Source organism: Streptomyces sp. NPDC003393 (assembly GCF_053589015.1).
In genome coordinates, this window is sequence record NZ_JBSFRB010000061.1 from 21053 (window position 1) to 36726 (window position 15674).

The following is a 15674-nucleotide window of genomic DNA, read 5'->3' on the forward strand; positions in this document are numbered from 1 at the left end:
GTGGTTCGTCGTTCGGTTTCAGTTCGCCAGGCCCGCCAGGCGCAGCAGCAGGTCCTTCACCTCGGTGGCGTCGAAGTGGTCGCGTGCCTCGTCGGGCCGGGAGCACAGCAGTACGGGACCGTCGTCGGGGTGGTCGGGCAGCCGGCCGTGGCTGCCCCGCACGGGCGACGGGTCGAGGGGGACGACGCTCATGCGGTAGCGCATGCCGAGCTTCTTGCGGGCGAGGGCCGCTGCGGCGCGCAGTTTGACCTTGGGGTCCTTGGGGTCCATGAACAGTTCGGCCGGGTCGTAGCCCGGTTTGCGGTGGATCTCCACCAGGCGGGCGAAGTCCGGGGCGCGGTCGTCGTCGAGCCAGTAGTAGTAGGTGAACCAGGAGTCCGGCTCGGCGACGGCGACGAGGTCGCCGGCGCGCGGGTGGTCGATGCCGTACGCCTTCTTACCGGCCTCGGTGAGCACCTCGGCCACGCCTTCGGTGCCGGCCAGCAGCTCGCGGACGCGTTCGGTGTCGGCCGGGTCGGCGACGTAGACGTGGGCGACCTGGTGGTCGGCGACGGCGAAGGCGGCCGATGTCCACGGGTCGAGGTATTCCATGCCGTCCTGGGTGTGGACGTGCAGCAGCCCGGCCCGGCGCAGGACGCGGTTGACGTCCACCGCCCGGGAGACGTTGGTGATGCCGTACTCGGACAGGGCGACGACGGTGACCGAGCGTGCGGCGGCGGCGTCGAGCAGCGGGGCGAGGACGCGGTCGACGTCGGCCGCCGCGGCGGCGGCGCGGGGGTCGTCGGGGCCGTAGCGCTGGAGGTCGTAGTCGAGGTGGGGCACGTAGACGAGGGTGAGGTCGGGGGCCTGGGTGGTGAGGATGTGCCGGGCGGCGTCGGCGATCCAGCGCGAGGAGGTCAGGGAGGCGGTCGGACCCCAGTAGGTGAACAGCGGGAAGGTGCCCAGTTTGGCGCTGAGTTCGTCGTGCAGCTGCGGCGGGTAGGTGTAGCAGTCGGGTTCCTTGCGGCCGTCGGAGTAGTAGATCGGCCGTGGTGTGACGGTGAGGTCGACGTCGGCGCCCATGGCGTACCACCAGCAGACGTTGGCGACGCGGTAGCCGGGGTGGGCGCGCCGCGCCGCCTCCCAGAGCTTCTCGCCGCCGACGAGGGCGTTGTGCTGCCGCCACAGCAGCACTTCGCCGAGTTCCCGGAAGTACCAGCCGTTGCCGACGATGCCGTGGCCGGTGGCGGGCTGCCCGGTGAGCAGGGTGGACTGCACGGTGCAGGTGACGGCGGGGAAGGCGGTGTCCAGCCGGGAGGTGAAGCCCGCCTCGCCGAGGGCGCGCAGCCGGGGCATGTGGGCGAGCAGCCGGGGGGTGAGGCCGACGACGTCGAGGACGAGCAGGGGTGTGGGGCTCACGGGGCGACCTCCTTCAGGCCGAGAGCGATCAGGTGGTCGCGGGTGAAGGCGAGTTCGGCCGCGATGCCGTCGGCGAGGGCGTCGGGGCCCTGCGGCCGGACGGCCTCGGGGAGCACTCCCCAGGTGTAGGTCTCGGCCTCGACGTGTGCGGTGCGGGCGGTGTCCCCGCCGAGCAGGGCGGCGAGGGTCGCCTCGAGTTCGGGGCGGGTGGTGGTCAGTGGGGGCTCGGGGTCGGCGTGCAGCGGCACGTGGAAGTGGACGCGCCACGGGTCGCGTCCGGGGAGCCCGCCGGCGAGGGCGTCGTCCAGATCGTCCACGGCCCGGGGCGGGGCGCCCTGCTCGCGGACCTGGTGCAGGAAGCGGGGCTCGGCGAACCGGGTCAGTGCCGCCCGGGTGGCCGGGTCGGACGGGTCGGCTGCCTGGAGGGCGCAGGACGCCTGGGTCTTGACCACCGTCAGTCCGGCCTCCTCCAGGCGGGCGAGTGCGGCGGCCGGCTCCTCGAAGCCGACCGCCAGATGGCAGGCGTCCAGGCAGACGCCGATGCGGTCGGTGTCCACGCGGGCGAGGTGCCGGGCGGCCTCGGCGGTGGTCTCGACGACGCAGCCCGGCTCGGGTTCCAGGCCGACTTTGATCGTGCGGCCGGTGTCGGCGGCGAGGTCGGCGAGGCCGTCGGCCAGCGTGTCGAGCGCGCGGGCGGCCTCGTCCGCCCGGCCGGCCGGCCACGGGGTCCGCCAGCCCAGGGGCACCGTGGAGACGCTGCCGTGCGCGGCGTCGTCGGGGAGCAGCGCCGCGAGCACCCGGGCGAGGTCGAGGGTGTAGTGCAACCGGTCGGGTTCGGTCCAGTCCGGCCGGTAGACGGCGCGCTTGACGACGGGGTCGTGGAAGCCGCGGTAGGGGAAGCCGTTGAGGGTGACGACCTCCAGGCCGCGGGCGGTCAGCTCCCGGCGGAGCGCGCCGACCGCCGCGTCGTCCGCGGCGAGGGCCGCCGCGGCGTCGCGGGCCAGCCACAGGCCCAGTCCGAGGACGGGCGCGCCCAGCCGCTCGCGTACCGGTTCGGCGTGCCGCTCCAGTTGGGCCAGCACCCCTTCCAGGTTCTCGGCGGGGTGGACGTTGGTGCAGTACGCGAGGTGGACCAGGGTGCCGTCGGGGTGGAGCAGGCGCACCGCTACACCTCCGCCCGGGCGCCGCGCAGCACCGAGTTGCCCTCGTAGGTGGCATCGGCGCCGGGCGTTTCGGAGCCGTCGAGTTCGAGCTTGCCGCTCTGGCCGTAGAACGCGACGGGGTTGCGCCACAGGACGGTGTCCACCTCGTCGGCGGTGAAGCCGGCGGCGAGCATGGCGTCCGCGGTCTTCCGGGTCTTCAGGGGGTCGCTTCTGCCCCAGTCCGCGGCCGAGTTGACGAGGATCCGCTCGGTGCCGAACTCGCGCAGCACGGCGACCATGCGGCGTTCGTCCATCTTGGTGTCGGGGTAGATGGAGAACCCCATCCAGCATCCGGAGCCGGCGACCTGCCGTACCGTCACCTCGTTGAGGTGGTCGACGACGACGCGCTCGGGGGCGATGCCCGACTCCTTCACCACGGCCAGGGTGCGCTCCACGCCGGCCGCCTTGTCGCGGTGCGGGGTGTGGACCAGTGCCGGCAGGTCGTGGGTGACGGCGAGCTGGAGCTGGGCGGCGAACGCCTCGTCCTCCTCGGGCGTCATCGAGTCGTAGCCGATCTCGCCGACGGCGACCACGCCGTCCTTGGGCAGGTAGCGCGGCAGGAGCTGGAGCACCTCCGCGCAGCGCAGGTCGTTGGCCTCCTTGGGGTTCAGGGCGATGGTGCAGTGGTGGCGGATGCCGAACTGGGCGGCCCGGAAGGGTTCCCAGCCGATGAGGGAGTCGAAGTAGTCCAGGAAGCTGCCCACGGAGGTGCGCGGCTGGCCGAGCCAGAACGCGGGCTCCACCAGGGCGCGGACGCCGGCCGCGTGCATCGCCTCGTAGTCGTCGGTGGTGCGCGAGGTCATGTGGATGTGCGGGTCGAAGATGCGCATCACGCCTCCCGGGGGCTGGGACGGTCGGTGGTCGAGGAGGTCGCGGCGGAGACGTCCTGGAGGTCGCGGTGGCCGGGCGCGGTCACGTCCGGGAAGAGCGCGAGGACCGGGGCGATGTCGTCGGGCACGGTACGTCCCGCGGCCCGGCGCTCGTGGGCGAACGCGGCCATCATGCGCGCCATCTCCGCGTCCGCCCGGCCGGGCAGGCCCGGCAGCGCGGCCAGCGGGATACCGGTGAAGACGCACTTGAGCACGCCCTGGCGGTAGGTTTCCGCGTCGAGGTGGTCGGTCGCGTAGTCGCCGAGGGCCGCCGCGACGAGCCGGGTGTCGTTGGTGCGCAGGGCGTCGCGCACGAGCGGCAGAGCGCCGTCGCCGACGGGCAGCAGGGGCAGGGCGCGCAGTACGGCGCGCCGCTCGGCCGCGTCGCCGGTGCGGTAGAGCTCGCCGATCTCCTCCAGCAGCGGGGCGCCGGTCAGGGGCAGGGCGGTCAGCAGCAGGGCGCGGGCCGCGTCGTCCACCGTCCAGCCGTACGGTTCCGCCGGGTCGAGAGGGCCGCGTCCGCACCGGCGTCCGGCCAGCGGGAACAGACCGCGGGCGACGTCCGGTTCGGCGGCGACCGAGCTGCACGCGCCGGTGAGCCACTTGGTGCCCTGCTCGGTCATCCGGTCGTGCAGGGCGGTTCTGAGGTGATCGGGGGTCATGCCATCTCCTCCTCACGACGGGCCGTGCGGCGGACCGCGGGGTCGCACGAGCGCAGGAAGTCCAGGGAGCGGCGGGCCACGCCCGGGGCGTCGTGGCTGTGCCGGGGAAGTTCCACGGCGACCAGCCCGCGGAAGCCGACCTCGTCGAGGGCGCTGAGCACGGGCGGGAAGTCGATCTCGCCGCTGCCGAACTCCAGGTGCTCGTGGGTGCCCCGGCGCATGTCGTCGATCTGCACGTTCACCAGCCGGTCGGCTGCCCGGCGCACGCACTCGGGCACCGGGTACGGCTCCAGGCAGCGGCAGTGGCCGATGTCGAGGGTCAGGCCGAACGGCTCCGGGTCGCCGAGCGCGGAGGCCAGCCTGGTGTACTCGTCGATGCTTTCCACGAGCATGCCCGGTTCGGGTTCGAAGCCCAGCGGGACGCCCGCCTTCTGTGCCGCGTCGACGACGTCCGCGCATCCCGCGACCAGCCGGTCCCAGGCCGTGCGCGGGTCGAGCCGGGCGGGTCTGACGCCCGACCAGAAGGAGACGGCCTGCGCGCCGAGGTCGGCGCCGACGGTCACCGCCCGGCGCAGGAACTCGATGCGGCGTTCCCGTCCTTCGGTCGCCAGCAGCGTGGGCTCGTGCTTGTGCCAGGGGTCGAGCAGGTAGCGGGCTCCGGTCTCGATGACGACGGTCAGCCCGAGACGGTCCAGTACCCGGGCGAGGGCCGCGGTCCGCGCGGCCAGGCCGGGTGCGAAGGGGTCGAGGTGGTGGTGGTCGAGGGTGAGCGCCACGCCGTCGTAGCCGAGGTCGGCGATGACGGTGAGCGCGTCGGGAAGCCGGTGGTTGGAGAAGCCGTTGGTGCCGAACCCGTAGCGCAGGGCGGGCTCGGCGGACGGGACGCGTCCGGTCGACGTGACGGGCCGGCTGGAGGGGACGGGCTGCGCGGTCGTAAGGGGCTGTGTGGTCGTGAGGGGCTCCGTGGTCGTGGTGTCGCGGTGGTGTGGTGCGCTCATGTCGGGGACACCCGCCTGGCCAGGGCTCGGGCCAGGGGGAAGGCCGCGGCGAGCGGAAGGGCGGAGCGCAGGGCGCCCGCGCCCGCGGTGAGCGCGGCCTGGAGCGGGATCAGGCCGAGGATTCCCGCGCCCACGGCCGTGCGGACCGTGCCCGGTGAAGGGTCGGCGACGGCGTGTGCCTGGGCGCGGCCGGCCGTCGCGCCGTACGCGAGGAGGCCGCCGACGACACCCAGTCGGTGCCGGCGGCCGGTGCCCCGGCGGCCGGCGCGCCCGGCGCCGAGCGCGGTCGCCGCCGCGACGGCCGTGGTGGCGGCGAGTGTCGTCCGGGGCAGCCACGGTTGGGCGCCGGTGACCTCGGCGCGGCTGAGCGCGGTGACGGCGAGGGTGTGCCCGGCGACGGTCGCGGCCGCCGGGAGGGCGGACCGGGTCCGGCCGGCGCGGGCGCCGAGCAGGACGTCGAGCCCACGGGCGGCGGCCATCACCGCAGGGCCCGCCGGGCGGGGCTTGGCCCACAGGTCGTACGCCCAGACGGTCGCCGCGAGGGGCACGGCGACGCCGAGCGCGCGACGGCCGTCGGCGGCCGTGGCCAGGCCGAGGGAGGCCGCGGTCAGGGTCACGGCGGTGCCCAGGGCGACGGGTGCCGCCACGCGGCCGGAGGGGATCGGCCGCTCGGGGCGTTCGACCGCGTCCAGGTCACGGTCCGCCCAGTCGTTGAGCGCCATCCCGGCCCAGTACAGGCAGACCGAGGAGGCGGCCAGGACGGCGGTGGACAGGTCGGGGCGGCGGCCGGCGGCGGCCGCTCCCGCCAGGACGTCCCCGGGAACGGTGAACGCGGCCGGTGCGCGCACCAGTTCGGCCAGGTCCCGCAGGCGCGGTCGTGGCGACGGTGTTCCGGCGAAATCGGCCCCGGCGGACCCGGACGCGTCCGTGGGCCCGGCGCGTCCGACGGATCCCGCGGGCCCGGTGGCCGTGGGCCCCGGGTGCCGGTCCCCGGCCCGGTCGACGCCCGACCCGGTGTCCCCGGCTCCCCTCCGGGCGGGGCCGGGGTCGGGCCGGAGCGTGGGCGGGCGGGTCACTGCCCGGCCCCGAGCCGGGCGGCGAACGCCCGCAGCGTCTCGTACTGGCTCATCACGCCGTGGTCGACGCCTCCGGCGGCCTCCTCGAAGACGGGGTCCTTGAAGAAGAAGGCCAGTTCGCCGAGGGCGCCGGAGATGCCCCGCTCGTGGGCGCGGGCCGTCAGCCGGGCGAGGTCGAGCACCAGGGGCGCGGCCAGCGCCGAGTCACAACCGGCCCAGGTGAACTGGAGGTTCATGCGTACGCCGAGGAACCCCTCGAAGGTCACGTGATCCCAGGCGGTCTTCCAGTCGCCCAGGGACGGGACGTAGTCGATGTGGACCTCGCCCTCGACCGGGTGTCCGAGAGTCTCGGTGAGCACCCGCTGTTTGGAGGCGGTCTTGCTGGCCATCGCGGCCGGGTCGGCGAGGGTCTCGCCGTCGCCTCCGCCGAGCAGGTTGGTGCCCGACCAGGCCCGCACGTGCAGGCCTCGGGCGGCGAACATCGGCCCGAGGGTCGCCTTGAGCAGGGTCTCCCCGGTCTTGCCGTCGCTCCCGGCGTACGGCAGGCCGGCTTCTTCGGCCATCTCCCGCAGCGCCGGGATCCGCATGCCGGTGGACGGCGTGAAGTCGACGTGCGCGCAGTCGGCCGTGAGCGCCGCCAGGGCGTACAGGGAACTGGGCGGCAGCACGTCCTCACCGGCGTCCAGCGCGGCGCGCAGGGCCTGTGCCGAGCCGTGTGCCGGGTGCGCCGTCAGGACCGGTTCGGTCGAGGAGACGTTGACGACGACCACGCGTGCGAGGCCGTGCCGCTCCCGGAAGGCGGTGATGTCGGCGCGGATCGCCTCGACGGCGTCCGACTGGCTCATGGCCGGGCCGGGGAGTGGGGCCGGTCGTATCCCGGCGTCGGCCGCGGCCAGGTCGTCGTGCACGGCCGTGGGCAGCCCGTGGGGCAGCACCCCGGCCTCGACGAGTTGTTCGGCCCGTTTGGGCAGGGGGGTACAGGCGATGTCGTGGCCGCCGAACACCAGGTCGGACATCGCGGGCAGGCCGGCGTCGGGGAATCCCGGCTGCTCGGTGACGCATCCGGCCGGACCGGCCAGCCCCGCCCGCAGGGCGGCCGCGCCGGCGACGACCGTGGTGGCCACCGATCCGCGCGCCCCCGCCAACCAGACACCCGTGCGACTCCGCTGATCTGGCATCTCGTCACCTCCGTCGGCCCGGGCGCGACCGCGCCCGGTGCCCTCGTTGCTCGCTGTCGATGTGGCTGTCCCCGGTCCCCGGCCGGTGGCCGTGCCGGTCAGTCGCTGCCCTTCGGATCGCAGTTGAACTTCGCCGCGCCGGCCGTCATCTTGATGCCGCCGAGGATGTGCGACAGGAACAGCGGATCGGTGTAGCTCTCCTTGGTGTGGCCCATGCCGGTGTAGAAGGACCGTCCGCCGTCGTACGGGTGGCACCACGCGATGGGGTGGTCCTCGCCCATCGACCCGCCGGAGTAGCCGACCGGGTTGTACGTCCGCTCGTCCAGCGTCGCCAGGACACGTACGTCGGCCCGCGGGTCGGAGCGGTAGTTGTACCACTCGTCGGTGCGCGTCCAGCGGTTGGGCAGGCCCCTGGTGGCGGGGGTGCCCTGGCCGACGACGTTCACGGTCGCCTGCTGGATGGACGGGTGGTCCCAGAAGTACGCGCCGACCAGGCCGCCGTACCAGGCCCAGCTGTAGCCGGAGTCGGCGGCGGCGTGGATGCCGACGTAACCGCCGCCGTGCTCGATGTAGCGCTGGAAGGCGTCCTTCTCGGACTGCTGGTCCAGCGGGTCACCGGTGGTGGAGACGAAGACGACCGTCTGGTACTTCGCCAGGTTGTCGTCGTTGAACTGGGTGGCGTCCTCGGTGGTGTCGACCGCGAAGCCGTGCTCCTGGCCGAGCTTCTGGATCGCGGCGACGCCGTCGGGGATGGAGTCGTGCCGGTAGGCGGTCGTCTTGGAGAACACCAGCACCTTGAACGCCGGTTCCGCCGCGTGCGCGCTGGTGGCGCCGACTGCCGCCAGCGGCAGGGCCACAGCGGCCGCGGACAGCAGCGCGAGGATACCTCTACGGGACATCATCAACCTTTCGGGACCTGTTGTGCGGGGCTGGGAGGTGCTGGGTCAGCTGAAGGCGTTGGGCAGGTACTGGTCCACGTTCTCCTTCGTCACGGTGGCGGAGAACAGGGTCACCGAGGACGGCAGGTCCTGCCCGACGAGGTCGCTCATGCCCTTCTGCTGGGCGACGAGCCGGGCCAGCTTGATCGCGGAGGCGGACATGTTCGACGGGTAGACGACCGTGGCCTTGAGCACGGAGTTGTCCGCCTTGATCTCCTGCATGGCGTGCTTGGAGCCGGCGCCGCCGACCATGAAGAACTCGTCGCGGCCCGCCTGCTTGATGGCCGCCTCGACACCGAGTCCCTGGTCGTCGTCGTGGTTCCACACCGCGTCCAGGTGCGAGCGCGCCTGCAGTACGTTGCTCATCACCTGCTGGCCGGAGTCCGCGGTGAACTCGGCGGCCTGCCGGATCCCCACCCGGAAGCCGTACTTGGCCAGGCCCTTCTTGAAGCCGGCGCTGCGCTGCTTGGTGAGCTCGAGATTGTCGATCCCGGCGATCTCACCGATCACGGGCGACGACACGCCCTTGTCCTTGAGGGTCCTGCCGATGTAGAGGCCGGCGTTGAGCCCCATGCCGAAGTTGTCGCCGCCGATCCACGTCCGGTACGCGAGGGGTGTGTCGAAGACGCGGTCGACGTTGATGACGGGGATGCCGGCGTCCATCGCCTGCTGGGCGACGGAGGTCAGGGCCTTGCCGTCGAACGGCAGGATGACCAGGACGTCCACCTTCTTGCCGATCAGCGTCTGGACCTGGCTGATCTGCGCGTTGACGTCGTTGGTGCCCTCGACGGCCTCGAAGTGCACATCGGAGTACTGCTTGGCCTGCGCCATGGCGTTCTTGGTGATGGCCGCCATCCAGCCGTGGTCGGCGGCCGGGGCGGAGAAGCCGATCGTCACCTGCTTGCCCGGCTTGTCGTTGTCGGTGCCGGCCTTGCTCGCCCCCTTGACGTCGTCGGTGGAGGCGTCGCTCTTGTTGCTGGTGCAGCCGGCGATCAGGGCTCCGCCGCCGAGTGCCGCGCCGCTGAAGAGCAGCCTTCTGCGGTCGATTCCGCCGAGTCCGCGCTTGTCCATCTCGCTGGTCCTTCCCGTCACGGGTGTCCTGTCTGGGGTGTGCCTGCCGCGGTCGATGCGGGCGGGCCGCGCGGCCGGCCGGGGCGGCGCGGTGCGGCGGCAGCGGGGACTGGGCCGCCGACCGCGCCGCTGCTACGGGGCCGCGGTTCGGCGTCCGCGCCGCTGGATCAGCACGGCGGCGACGATGATCAGACCCTTGGCGATCTGCTGGATGTCGGTGGTGAGGTTGTTCAGTACGAAGATGTTGGTGATCGTGGTGAACACCAGGACGCCCAGGATCGAGCCGACGAGCGAGCCCCGGCCGCCGGTCAGCAGCGTCCCGCCGATGATCACCGCGGCGATCGAGTCCAGTTCGTAGAGGTTGCCGAGGTTGCTGGCGCCGGAGGTGGTCCGCGCGGTCAGCATGACCGCGGCGATGCCGCAGCACAGGCCGGACAGGACGTACAGCACCAGGGTGTGGCGGCGCACGTCGAGGCCGGCGAGGCGCGCGGCCTCCTGGTTGCCGCCGATGGCGAACGTCCGGCGGCCGAACGTGGTGCGGTTGAGCAGCACCCAGCCGAGGACCACGGCCACCGCCAGGATGTAGACCAGCAGAGGTATGCCGAGCCACTTGGTGGAGGCGATGGAGTTGAACGACTCGACCGTCACCACCTGGGACTGCCGGTCGGAGATCCGCTCGGCCAGTCCGCGGGCGCTCGCCATCATGGCGATGGTGGTGATGAACGCCACGATGTTGCCGTAGGAGATGATCAGGCCGTTGACCAGGCCGACGACCGCGCCCACGGCGAGCGCGCAGAAGATCATGCCGCCCAGTCCGTAGGACTGAGTGGCCACGGTGGTGCACCACACGGAGGCGAGCGCCACGATCGCGCCGACGGACAGGTCGATGCCGCCACCGATGATGACGAAGGTCTGGCCGATCGTGATGACGCCGATGACGGCCGCGCTGCTGAGGATCACCAGGGCGTTCTGCCTGGTCGCGAAGTTGCCCGAGGTCAGTGCGCCGATGACGCACAGCAGCACGAGGACGACGAACAGACCGAGGTTGCGCACCCTGCCCATGTGTCCGAGGAAGGACGGTCCGCTGCCCTTGCCCGGGAACGAGCCGGTCTTCCGGGCGGATCCGGACGGTGATCCCTGGCCGGTGGCGGGCAGCGGACCGCTCCCGCCGGGGGGACTGGTCTGCTGGCTCACGCGGAGCTCCCTTCCATCACGAGGTCGAGCACTTTCGATTCGTCGAGGTCCACGGCGGCGGCCTCCCGGACCACCCGCCCCTCGCGCAGGACGAGGACGCGGTCGGCGAGGCCGAGGACCTCCGGCACCTCGCTGGAGACGAGGAGCACTCCGACTCCCGAGTCGGCGAGCCGCCGGACGAGCGTGTAGAGCTCGGCCCGCGCCCCGACGTCGACACCACGGGTGGGCTCGTCCAGGAGCAGGAGCCGGCAGTCCTTGAGCAGCCATCGGGCGACGACGGCCTTCTGCTGGTTGCCGCCGGACAGGGTGCGCACCGGCCGGGTCGCGTCGGGGGGCCGCAGATCGAGGCTGCGGACCGCTTCCGTCGTGGCGGCGAGCTCGGAGCGGGCGTCGAGGAACCCGGCGCGGGCGAAGCGCCCCAGCGAGGACATGGACACGTTGTGGGCGATGGAGGAGTGCAGGAACAGCGCCTGGCTCTTGCGTTCCTCCGGGGCGAGCCCGATGCCGGCCCGGACGGCGGCGGTGATGCTGCCCGGCCGCAGCGCGGTCCCGTCCATGGTGATGCGTCCGGAGGCCGGGCGGCGGGCTCCGTAGACCGTCTCGAGGATCTCCGAACGGCCGGAGCCGACCAGGCCGGCCAGCCCGACGATCTCGCCGGCCCGCACGGTGAAGGACACGTCGTGGAACTCCCCCGGGCGGCTGATGCCGTCGACCTCCAGGAGGGCCGGGCGCTCGGTGCGGTCCGGGCTCTGCGGCCTGGGCGGGAAGACGTACTCGACGGTGCGGCCGGTCATCAGCGAGACCAGCTCGGAGGTGGGGGTGGTGCGCGCGGGCAGTCCCCGGGCGACCGTGCGGCCGTCCTTGAGGACGGTGACGCGGTCCCCGATCCGGCGGATCTCCTCCATGCGGTGCGAGATGTAGACCACGGCCACGCCGGCGGCGGTGAGGTCGCCGATGATGCGGAAGAGGTTGTCGACCTCGTCGTGGGCGAGGACGGCGGAGGGCTCGTCCATGATGATGAGCCTGGTGTCGTGCGAGAGGGCGCGGGCCATGGACACGAGTTGCTTGCCGGCCGAGGACAGCTCGCCCACCTCGCGCGTGGCGGGTATCTCCGGGTGGCCGAGCCTGCGCAGCAGGTGCCGGGCGGCCTCGTGCATCCGGGAGCGCTGGGTGAAGCCGAGCCGGGCCTGCTCGTGCCCCAGGTAGATGTTCTCCGCGACGGTCAGGCCGTCGGCCAGGTCCAGTTCCTGGTAGATGGTGGCGATGCCGTGGCGCATGGCGGCCGTCGGGGTGGGGAGGGTCACCGGCTGGCCCTCCCAGGTGATGTGTCCCGCGTCGGGCTGGTGGGCGCCGGCCAGGACCTTGATCAGCGTCGATTTGCCGGCGCCGTTCTGGCCCAGCAGGCAGTGCACTTCTCCGGCGACCACGTCGAGGTCGACGCCGTCGAGGGCCCGGACGCCGGGGAACTCCTTGACGACGCCTTGCATCTCGAGCAGCGGGGCACTCATGGGTCTCCCTGTGATGCGGTCTTCGCGGGCCCGGTGTGGGGCGGGTGACGGTTCGTCGACTTGCCGACGGGCCGGCCACCGGTCGTTCGCGCCGGCGGGGCCCGGCCGGTCGTGGATTCTCGGCGGTTTCTCGGTACAGGCCGTTCCTGGCTCGCGTGGCGAGCTGAGAGGAAGGTAGTTCTCAGGGCGTTGTTTGAAAAGGGTTCGGAACCGTAGAAATCGTTCGTGGCCAGAAGCGGCAACAGGTGTAACACTTTTGGGCATTCGGCTTCGCGGCGCGGTGGAATGCCCGGGCGATCCGTACCGTCCACCGGTACGGCCCGACCCCGGGCGTCCTGTCCACCACCGCGCCGACCTGGAGGGTTCGCGGTTCGGCGTGAAAGTGCGTCACACACTTGACGGCACAGGGAACGTCTCACGCCATTGGCGTGCGAACCCGACTTCGAGGCAGCCGGATATTCCCGGAGCGCAGGCTCGAAAACGCTCCGGATTTCTCCGGTGCCCGTCCCTCACGGGCAGTTGGCATCGCGCGTCGCGTCCGGTTCGATCGACCCGCCAATGCAAGTTGTTCGACCGGTCGGATTTCTATCCGGAGTTTCCTTGCAAACCTCCTTCTCGTGAAAGGAGTGTGGACATCGGCCGGGACGCCCCTCAGGGCGCGACAGCCACGGGGTCGTCGCTGCCGGCGGACGGCGCGGGCGTGCCGGACGCCTGCGGCGGACCCGCCTGCACCGCCGGCTCGTGCACGACGGGCGTCCAGGCACTGCCGTTCGCCGCGCTGTGCTCCACCGCTGCCAGTACCCGCTGCACCCGGAGCCCGTCGGCGAAGGACGGTTCGGGGTCCCGGCCCTCCTCGATGGCCGTCAGCAGGTCGCGCATCTGGTGGACGAAGGTGTGGTCGTAGCCGAGCCCGTGACCCGGTGGCCACCATCCCTCGAGATAGGGGTGTTCGGGTTCGGTGACCAGGATCCGCCGGAAGCCCGCCGTCTCGGACGCCTCGGTGTGGTCGTGGAAGTCCAGTTCGTTGAGGCGTTCCAGGTCGAAGGCGAGACTGCCGCGATCGCCGTTGATCTCGACCCGCAGCGCGTTCTTCCGTCCGGCTGCCATCCGCGTGGCCTCGAAGGACGCGATGGCGCCGCCGGGGAAGCGACCGGTGAACAGCGCGGCGTCGTCCACCGTGACGGGCCCGCGGGGGGCCGTCCCGTCGGCGACGGCCGCGAGCCCTGAGGACACGGCGGGCAGCGGACGTTCGCGGACGAACGTCTCGGTGAGCGCCGAGACTCCCGTCAGCGGCTCACCGACGAGGTACTGGGCCAGGTCGACGATGTGCGCGCCGAGGTCGCCCAGCGCGCCGGAGCCTGCGTGCTCGCGTTGCAGCCGCCACACCAGGGGGAACTCCGGATCCACGATCCAGTCCTGGAGATACTGTGCGCGTACGTGCCGCAGGCTGCCGAGGCGGCCGGCGGCGATGAGGCGCCGGGCGAGGGCCAGTGCCGGTGTGCGCCGGTAGCTGAAGCCCACCATGGAACGCACGCCGTGACGGGACGCCTCGGCCGCGGCGGCGGCCATCGCCTCCGCCTCCTCGACGGTGTTGGCGAGCGGCTTCTCGCACAGCACGTGCTTGCCGGCCTCCAGCGCCGCGATCGCGATCTCGGCGTGACTGGATCCCGGGGTGCAGATGTCCACCAGCTGGACGTCGGGGCGGGCGATCAGGGCCCGCCAGTCGGTGTCGGTGGCGGCCCAGAGCTGACGCCGGGCCGCCTCTTCCAGTGCCGCCCGCTCGCGTCCGGCGAGGGCGGCCATGACCGGGCGTCTGGGCAGGTCGAAGGCACAGGCCACGGTGCGCCACGCATGCGAGTGGGCGCGGCCCATGAAGGCGTATCCGACCATGCCCACCCCGATCGTGGGCGAGTCGTGCTGACTGTCCATAGGCGCTCCTGGAGGATGCGTGTGGCGCGCAACGGGCGTGGGGTGCACGTCCGTTCGTGGAGAGCGAACGCGTGGGTCACGCCCGTCCGCGGGGAACGGATTCCGGCCGCGCGGGGCTCGTCAGGCCGGTGAGAAGATGTGGTCGCTGATCAGCCGGGTGGCGCCGACGACGCCGGCGACCTGGCCGAGTTCGCCGAGGACGATCGGCAGGTTGCCGGTCGCCAACGGCAGGGACTGCCGGTAGACCTGGGTGCGGATGCTGGCCAGGAGGGTGTGGCCCAGCCCGGTGAGCCCTCCCCCGATGACCACGAGGCCGGGGTTGAAGAAGCTGACCAGACCGGCGATGACCTGACCGGTGCGGCTGCCGCCGCGGCGGATCAGTTCGAGGGCCGCGGCGTCGCCGGCTCCGGCGGCCGCCGAGACGTCCTCCGCGGTCAGCCGTCCGGTCGCCTCGAGCCGCCCGGCCAGTTCCGCCGAGCGGCCACCCTCGGCCAGCGCGGTGGCGTCGCGCACGAGGGCGTTGCCGCCGAAGTGCGCCTCCAGGCAACCGATGTTGCCGCAGGCGCACGGCGGCCCGCCGGGGTCCACCTGGATGTGGCCGATGTCGCCGGCGCTGCCGGTGACACCGCGGTGGACCTCGCCGCCGACGACGATGCCGCAGCCGATGCCGGTCCCCACCTTGACCCACAGGAAGTCACGCACGGACCGGGCGACACCGGCCTGCTGCTCGCCGAGTGCCATCAGGTTCACGTCGTTGTCGACGAGGACGGGGCAGCCGAGTTCCTGGCTCAGTGCCTCGCGGACGGGGAAGCCGTCCCAGCCCGGCATGATCGGTGGTGCGACGGGGACGCCCTCGGGGAACCGTACGGGTCCCGGGACGCCGATCCCGGCGCCGTCGAAGTGCTCCGCCACGCCGGCCTCGCGCAGCTTGGTGGCCAGGGCGAGCACCCGTTCGAACACGGCGACCGGCCCCTCCCGCACGTCCAGCGGCTCGGAGAAGTGGCCGAGCACCTCCAGCTCCGCGTTGGTGACCGCGGCGTCCACGGACGTGGCACCTATGTCCACGCCGAGGAACCGCAGCGACGGAGCGATCCGGACGTTGTGCGAGCGGCGGCCGCCGCGGGAGGCGGCGAGACCGTCCTGGACGACGAGGCCCGTCTCCAGCAGCCGGTCGATCTCGACCGCGAGCTTCGACCGCGACAGCTCGACCCGGTCACCCAGGGCGACCCTGGACTGCGGGCCGAGGTCGCGCAACAGGCGGAGCAGCGTGGCCTGGTGGACATTGGCCGGTCGAGCCGTCATACGCCTCACGCCGCCCCTCCCGTCGTCGCCGAAGCCGTACGCGCACCCGGCGCTTCGGGGCGCGACTTTCAAAAGGACCGTAGCACCGTGATGCCGAACACAAAAGAACTTGTGCAGCAGTCCGATGAACTTTCATCTCGCAATGGACAAAGCCGGGTTGAAGTCCCCGTCGTTCGGGTGTGCGCCCGCGTCCGTCCACGGGGCAGGGATCCGCCGGACGGGTCCTGACGGGCCCCGGACAGCGGGCAGGCCCGATGGAGTGGAACCGGCCGGGGGCCGCCCAACCGCCCCCGGGGGGCGGCGGGTCCCCCCCCCGGTGGCCCCGCCGGCCCGCCCCCCCGGGGAAAAG

The 15674-nt window shown here is 72.6% G+C and carries 13 protein-coding genes; all 13 read right to left on the reverse strand.

Annotated elements, in window-relative coordinates; translation table 11 throughout:
- Positions 1-18: 18 nt before the first annotated feature.
- The 13 genes from ACWDUZ_RS35970 to ACWDUZ_RS36030 all read right to left on the reverse strand — a co-directional run bounded on the left by ACWDUZ_RS35970 (position 19) and on the right by ACWDUZ_RS36030 (position 15325).
- Complete coding sequence (locus tag ACWDUZ_RS35970; RefSeq protein ID WP_451636033.1) at positions 19-1398, reverse strand: alkaline phosphatase family protein; 1380 nt, start codon at positions 1396-1398, stop codon at positions 19-21.
- Entirely contained in the window at positions 1395-2561 is a 1167-nt protein-coding gene (eboE, locus tag ACWDUZ_RS35975; protein WP_451636034.1) for a metabolite traffic protein EboE, read from the reverse strand. The genes ACWDUZ_RS35970 and eboE overlap by 4 nt, the downstream gene beginning before the upstream one ends.
- A gap of 2 nt (positions 2562-2563) precedes the next feature.
- Complete coding sequence (locus ACWDUZ_RS35980) at positions 2564-3430, reverse strand: TatD family hydrolase (RefSeq protein WP_451636035.1); 867 nt, start codon at positions 3428-3430, stop codon at positions 2564-2566.
- Positions 3430-4131: an EboA domain-containing protein gene (locus ACWDUZ_RS35985; RefSeq protein ID WP_451636036.1), complete on the reverse strand. Its 702-nt coding sequence runs from the start codon at positions 4129-4131 to the stop codon at positions 3430-3432. Before ACWDUZ_RS35985 ends, ACWDUZ_RS35980 begins: the two co-directional genes overlap by 1 nt.
- The gene (locus tag ACWDUZ_RS35990; protein WP_451636037.1) at positions 4128-5129 is read right to left on the reverse strand and encodes a sugar phosphate isomerase/epimerase family protein; all 1002 of its coding nucleotides are present in this window, start codon (positions 5127-5129) and stop codon (positions 4128-4130) included. Before ACWDUZ_RS35990 ends, ACWDUZ_RS35985 begins: the two co-directional genes overlap by 4 nt.
- Positions 5126-5977, reverse strand: a complete 852-nt coding sequence (locus ACWDUZ_RS35995) for an SCO3242 family prenyltransferase (RefSeq protein ID WP_451636038.1) — start codon at positions 5975-5977, stop codon at positions 5126-5128. The genes ACWDUZ_RS35990 and ACWDUZ_RS35995 overlap by 4 nt, the downstream gene beginning before the upstream one ends.
- Before the next feature lie 224 nt (positions 5978-6201).
- Positions 6202-7383: an inositol-3-phosphate synthase gene (locus ACWDUZ_RS36000; RefSeq protein WP_451636039.1), complete on the reverse strand. Its 1182-nt coding sequence runs from the start codon at positions 7381-7383 to the stop codon at positions 6202-6204.
- A gap of 98 nt (positions 7384-7481) precedes the next feature.
- Entirely contained in the window at positions 7482-8282 is an 801-nt protein-coding gene (locus tag ACWDUZ_RS36005; protein WP_451636040.1) for a ThuA domain-containing protein, read from the reverse strand.
- Positions 8283-8327: 45 nt separating this feature from the next.
- Positions 8328-9392: a substrate-binding domain-containing protein gene (locus ACWDUZ_RS36010; RefSeq protein WP_451636041.1), complete on the reverse strand. Its 1065-nt coding sequence runs from the start codon at positions 9390-9392 to the stop codon at positions 8328-8330.
- 132 nt (positions 9393-9524) lie between these two features.
- Entirely contained in the window at positions 9525-10586 is a 1062-nt protein-coding gene (locus ACWDUZ_RS36015; protein ID WP_451636042.1) for an ABC transporter permease, read from the reverse strand.
- Positions 10583-12094 carry a sugar ABC transporter ATP-binding protein gene (locus ACWDUZ_RS36020; RefSeq protein WP_451636043.1) on the reverse strand — a complete coding sequence of 504 codons (1512 nt, stop codon included), beginning with the start codon at positions 12092-12094 and terminating at the stop codon, positions 10583-10585. The genes ACWDUZ_RS36015 and ACWDUZ_RS36020 overlap by 4 nt, the downstream gene beginning before the upstream one ends.
- A gap of 651 nt (positions 12095-12745) precedes the next feature.
- Complete coding sequence (locus ACWDUZ_RS36025) at positions 12746-14023, reverse strand: Gfo/Idh/MocA family protein (protein WP_451636044.1); 1278 nt, start codon at positions 14021-14023, stop codon at positions 12746-12748.
- A gap of 120 nt (positions 14024-14143) precedes the next feature.
- Positions 14144-15325, reverse strand: coding sequence for an ROK family protein (locus ACWDUZ_RS36030; protein WP_451636045.1), 1182 nt, complete (start codon positions 15323-15325; stop codon positions 14144-14146).
- Positions 15326-15674 lie beyond the last annotated feature (349 nt).

Excerpts from the sequence above, each read along its gene's own strand:
- ACWDUZ_RS36005 (WP_451636040.1), bottom strand. The coding sequence starts at position 8,282 with ATGTCCCGTAGAGGTATCCTCGCGCTGCTGTCCGCGGCCGCTGTGGCC.
- ACWDUZ_RS36000 (WP_451636039.1), bottom strand. The coding sequence starts at position 7,383 with ATGCCAGATCAGCGGAGTCGCACGGGTGTCTGGTTGGCGGGGGCGCGC.
- ACWDUZ_RS35980 (WP_451636035.1), bottom strand. The coding sequence starts at position 3,430 with ATGCGCATCTTCGACCCGCACATCCACATGACCTCGCGCACCACCGAC.
- ACWDUZ_RS35990 (WP_451636037.1), bottom strand. The coding sequence starts at position 5,129 with ATGAGCGCACCACACCACCGCGACACCACGACCACGGAGCCCCTCACG.
- ACWDUZ_RS36030 (WP_451636045.1), bottom strand. The coding sequence starts at position 15,325 with ATGACGGCTCGACCGGCCAATGTCCACCAGGCCACGCTGCTCCGCCTG.
- ACWDUZ_RS36025 (WP_451636044.1), bottom strand. The coding sequence starts at position 14,023 with ATGGACAGTCAGCACGACTCGCCCACGATCGGGGTGGGCATGGTCGGA.
- ACWDUZ_RS35985 (WP_451636036.1), bottom strand. The coding sequence starts at position 4,131 with ATGACCCCCGATCACCTCAGAACCGCCCTGCACGACCGGATGACCGAG.
- ACWDUZ_RS36010 (WP_451636041.1), bottom strand. The coding sequence starts at position 9,392 with ATGGACAAGCGCGGACTCGGCGGAATCGACCGCAGAAGGCTGCTCTTC.
- ACWDUZ_RS36020 (WP_451636043.1), bottom strand. The coding sequence starts at position 12,094 with ATGAGTGCCCCGCTGCTCGAGATGCAAGGCGTCGTCAAGGAGTTCCCC.